The following is a 3423-nucleotide window of genomic DNA, read 5'->3' as shown; positions in this document are numbered from 1 at the left end:
CCCTGGTGCCATCCCGCCCGGCGACTCCGCCGCCCCCGGCGGACCCGCGGCCCACCGGTTCTCCCTCCCCCTCGCCGTCCACGACGAGGAGCCGCTCGGGGCGGTCACCCTGATCCGTACCGGCGGCAGGCCCTTCTCCGGCGACGAGGTGGCGCTGGCCCGGCACGCCGCCCGCCTCGCCGCCCGGCACCTCGGGCACGCCCGTCGTCTCGCGGCCGCCGAGGACGCCGCGCTGCACCTCCAGCGCGCCCTCGTCGCCGAGCCCGGACGGCCGCACCCCAATCTGGAGATCGCCGGCGGCTATCTGCCCGCCGGGCCCCGCGCCCTCGTCGGCGGGGACTGGTTCGAGACCGTACGACTCCATTTCGGCCGCAGCCTGCTCGTCGTGGGCGATGTCATGGGGCACGGCCTCGACGCGGCCGTCGACATGAACGCCTACCGCACCGCACTCCGCGAGGTCGCCGCGACCGACCTGCCCCCGCACCGGGTGCTGCGCCACCTCGACTCCGTGGTCGCCGAGGACGGCGCCCGACGCCCCGCCACCGTCCTGCTCGTCCGGGTGGACCCGGCCCGCGGCACCGCGACCTTCGCGAGCGCCGGACACCTCCCGCCCGCGGTGTTCGGCGCCGACGGCTCGGCCGAACTCGTGGACCTCCCCGTCGGCCCACCCCTCGGCACCGGCGTCGGAGGCTACGAACCGACCACGCGTCCGCTCCTCCCCGGCGACACCCTGCTGCTCTTCACCGACGGACTCGTCGAACGCCGCGGAGAGGACATCGACGACTCCCTCGCCCGGCTCGCCGCACTCCGGCTTCCCCGGGACTCCGGACCCGACCGGGTCGTCGACGAGGTGCTCCGCCGCCTCGGCGCGCACGGTGCGGAGGACGACGTGGCCGTCCTCGCGGCCAGGCTCCGCACGCGTACACACCAGTGACACAGGGTCACATCCGCCCCACGGAACGCCGTGACGCACGGTCACACCACCCCTGCTTCCAGCATGTTTCGGCCCTCAGCGCGATTCTTCCGGCCGGACGCTTGTGCGCGGCCCCCGGGCCCGGCACGCTCCTCGTATGAACACGGCCAGGCATGCCAGTGAACGTCTGATGAGCTGGCCCTCGCTGTCCCCCGGCCGCGCCCATTGCGGCGCCGCGCTCGGACTGGGTACGGCGACGCACGAGATCGTGCACTTCCACGGCGAACACGAGGCCGACGTCCACCTCACCCGAGCCATGATCGCGAAGCTGCGACCGGCCCTCCTGGGGTCGAGCGCGGTCCGTCTGCGCGCCGGATCGGGGTGGGTGACGGTCCGTCTGGACATGGGGTCGGACATCGACCTGCTCGCCACCCTGGTCAGCGCCGCCCTCCAGGCCAACGGCGTCCCCGACGTCGCCCCGGACGGCTGCACCCGCACCCGCCCGGTCGCCGGACTCCGCTGACCTGACCGGGGGCGGGGCCCGCACCGAACCGGGACCGGTCCCGGCCGCGCCGCCGTCCGGACGGCTCTACGCGCGCGTGCTCCCCGAACCCCCCGCCGGGACCGAGAACAGCATGCACGTGCTGGTCGCGTGGGCGAGCAGCCGGTCCTCCGCGTCGTACAGGCCCGCCTCCGCGAGCGCGGTCCTGCGCCCGCGCGAGATCACCGTGCCGATCGCCCGCACCTTGCCCGTGTCGACCGTGATCGGCCGGAGGAACCGGGTCGACAGGTCGAGCGAGGTGTACGCCGCGCCCAGCGGGAGCGTCGAGTGGACCGCGCAGCCGGCCGCCGAGTCGAGCAGGGTCGCGTAGACCCCGCCGTGCACACTGCCGATCGGGTTGTAGTGCTCCTCGCCCGGCTCGAAGGCGAACACCGCGCGACCGTCCTCGACCTCTTCCAGACCGAAGCCGAGGAGCGCCGCGATCGGGGGACCCGGCAGGCGCCCCGCCACCATCTCCCGCAGGAAGTCGAGGCCCGCCATCGTCCCGGCGGCCCGTGCGGTGGCTCCGGCGTCCTCCCACTCGACCGTGCGCGACCGCCCCATGACCACTCTCCGCCCGACGTGGCCGGCTGATTCCCAGCTGGCTCTGTACTGCGAAGCTAGCCGTCCTGAAAGCTGACTGTCAACGACGCAGTCAGGTGGCTACAGTGTGACGATGAAGTGGCTGGAGACGGACACGGAGAACTGCCCGGTCCGCCGCGCCCTGGACCTCGTGGGCGAGAAGTGGACCCTGCTGATCCTGCGCGACGCCTTCAACGGCGTCCGCCGCTACGACGAGTTCCGTCGGCACCTCGGGCTCTCCGAGGCCGTCCTCGCCGACCGGCTCCGCAAACTTGTGGCGGCCGGCCTGCTGCGGGCGGAGCCGTACCGGGAACCCGGTTCCCGGACACGGTACGAGTACCGGCTCACCCGCAAGGGCGTCGACCTCTGGCCCGTACTCCTGGCCCTGAAGCAGTGGGGTGACATCCACGCGGGCGAGCCGGAGGGTCCCGTCCTCGACATCCGGCACGCCGATTGCGGAGCCCCCGTCCGCGTCGTCGTCCAGTGCGAGGGCGAGGAACGGGCCACGCTGGCCGCCCGCGACGTCACCGTCCGCCCCGGCCCCGGCGCCCGGCCGCTCACCCCCTGACACCCGGCCGGGCGGCTGCCGGGACGAACCCCTGGATCCACCCCGCCCCGGCACCCGTTCGGCCGCACCCCTGCGATGTCGCACCGTCCAGCCGGGTACCTCACGAGGCATGCCCTCCACACCCGGTCCGCCGTACGACGGTGCCCGCGCCGAGCACGGCCGANNGTCAGGGCTTCGCCCGCTGGCTCGTCCAGGGCCTCGGCGTCTCCGAGGTCTCCGAGGAGGAGGTCGAGCGGCTCTTCGGGCAGCCGGGACAGGCCCTGCAACGGACCACGGCGTTCGGTCTCGCCGCCCTCGCCGCCTTCGGTGTCACCTTCGGATCCGCCGTTCAGACCGGGTACGAACGGGCCTGGGACCTCCCCACGGCCCGCTGGCACACCATGTGGCGGCACGTCGTCTGGCTGGCCGTCCTCGTCGCCTGTCTGCTCCTGTTCGTCGCCACCCCCGCACCGGCCGAGTCCCCGGCCATGATCACCGCTCTCGTCGCCCTCGGCGACCTGATCGGCACCTTCCTCTTCTTCTGGTGGTCGCAGCGGTTTCTCCTCTGCGGCCGCATCCGCTGGCGGGCCGTCGCCCCGGGGGCCGTCCTGACCGCCCTCGGCCTGCTCGGGCTGCGCATCTTCTCCCAGCTCGTCTTCTCACCGCTCATCGCCTCGAACGCGGTGACGTACGGCCAGTTCGGCACCGTCCTCGTCCTCCAGTCGTGGCTCGTCGGCGTCGGTTTCGTCGTCTACGGGAGCGCCCTCGTCGGCCGCCTGGTCCACGAGAGCCTGCTCGACCGGCGCCTGCGCCGCGACCCCCCGACCGGCACCTGACCCC

At 73.8% G+C, this 3423-nt stretch carries 5 protein-coding genes; 4 read left to right on the top strand and 1 reads right to left on the bottom strand.

The annotated features are described in order from the left end of the window. Together AOK00_RS34725 and AOK00_RS34720 are read left to right on the top strand one after the other, a co-directional pair. On the top strand, positions 1–934 hold a 934-nt coding region (locus AOK00_RS34725; protein ID WP_079042353.1), incomplete at its 5' end, for a PP2C family protein-serine/threonine phosphatase. Between the two features lie 136 nt (positions 935–1070). Next, positions 1071–1436: a luciferase domain-containing protein gene (locus tag AOK00_RS34720; protein WP_254047612.1), complete on the top strand. Its 366-nt coding sequence runs from the start codon at positions 1071–1073 to the stop codon at positions 1434–1436. A 66-nt stretch (positions 1437–1502) separates the two neighbouring features. On the opposite strand, the gene AOK00_RS34715 is transcribed toward AOK00_RS34720, so the two are convergent. After that, positions 1503–2018: a PaaI family thioesterase gene (locus AOK00_RS34715; protein WP_055604110.1), complete on the bottom strand. Its 516-nt coding sequence runs from the start codon at positions 2016–2018 to the stop codon at positions 1503–1505. Positions 2019–2130: 112 nt separating this feature from the next. Here AOK00_RS34715 and AOK00_RS34710 point away from each other — a divergent pair, with 112 nt between their 5' ends. Continuing rightward, positions 2131–2604, top strand: coding sequence for a winged helix-turn-helix transcriptional regulator (locus AOK00_RS34710; RefSeq protein ID WP_055604113.1), 474 nt, complete (start codon positions 2131–2133; stop codon positions 2602–2604). 165 nt (positions 2605–2769) lie between these two features. Further along, a partial coding sequence (locus tag AOK00_RS34705; RefSeq protein ID WP_055604112.1) for a YhjD/YihY/BrkB family envelope integrity protein occupies positions 2770–3419 on the top strand: 650 nt, incomplete at its 5' end. Between the last annotated feature and the right edge of the window lie 4 nt (positions 3420–3423).

It is taken from the genome of Streptomyces aureus (assembly GCF_001418135.1).
In the GTDB taxonomy this organism is placed as follows: domain Bacteria; phylum Actinomycetota; class Actinomycetes; order Streptomycetales; family Streptomycetaceae; genus Streptomyces; species Streptomyces aureus_A.
The sequence above is the reverse complement of the archived record's forward strand: the minus strand, read 5'-3'. Positions and strand labels throughout refer to the sequence as shown.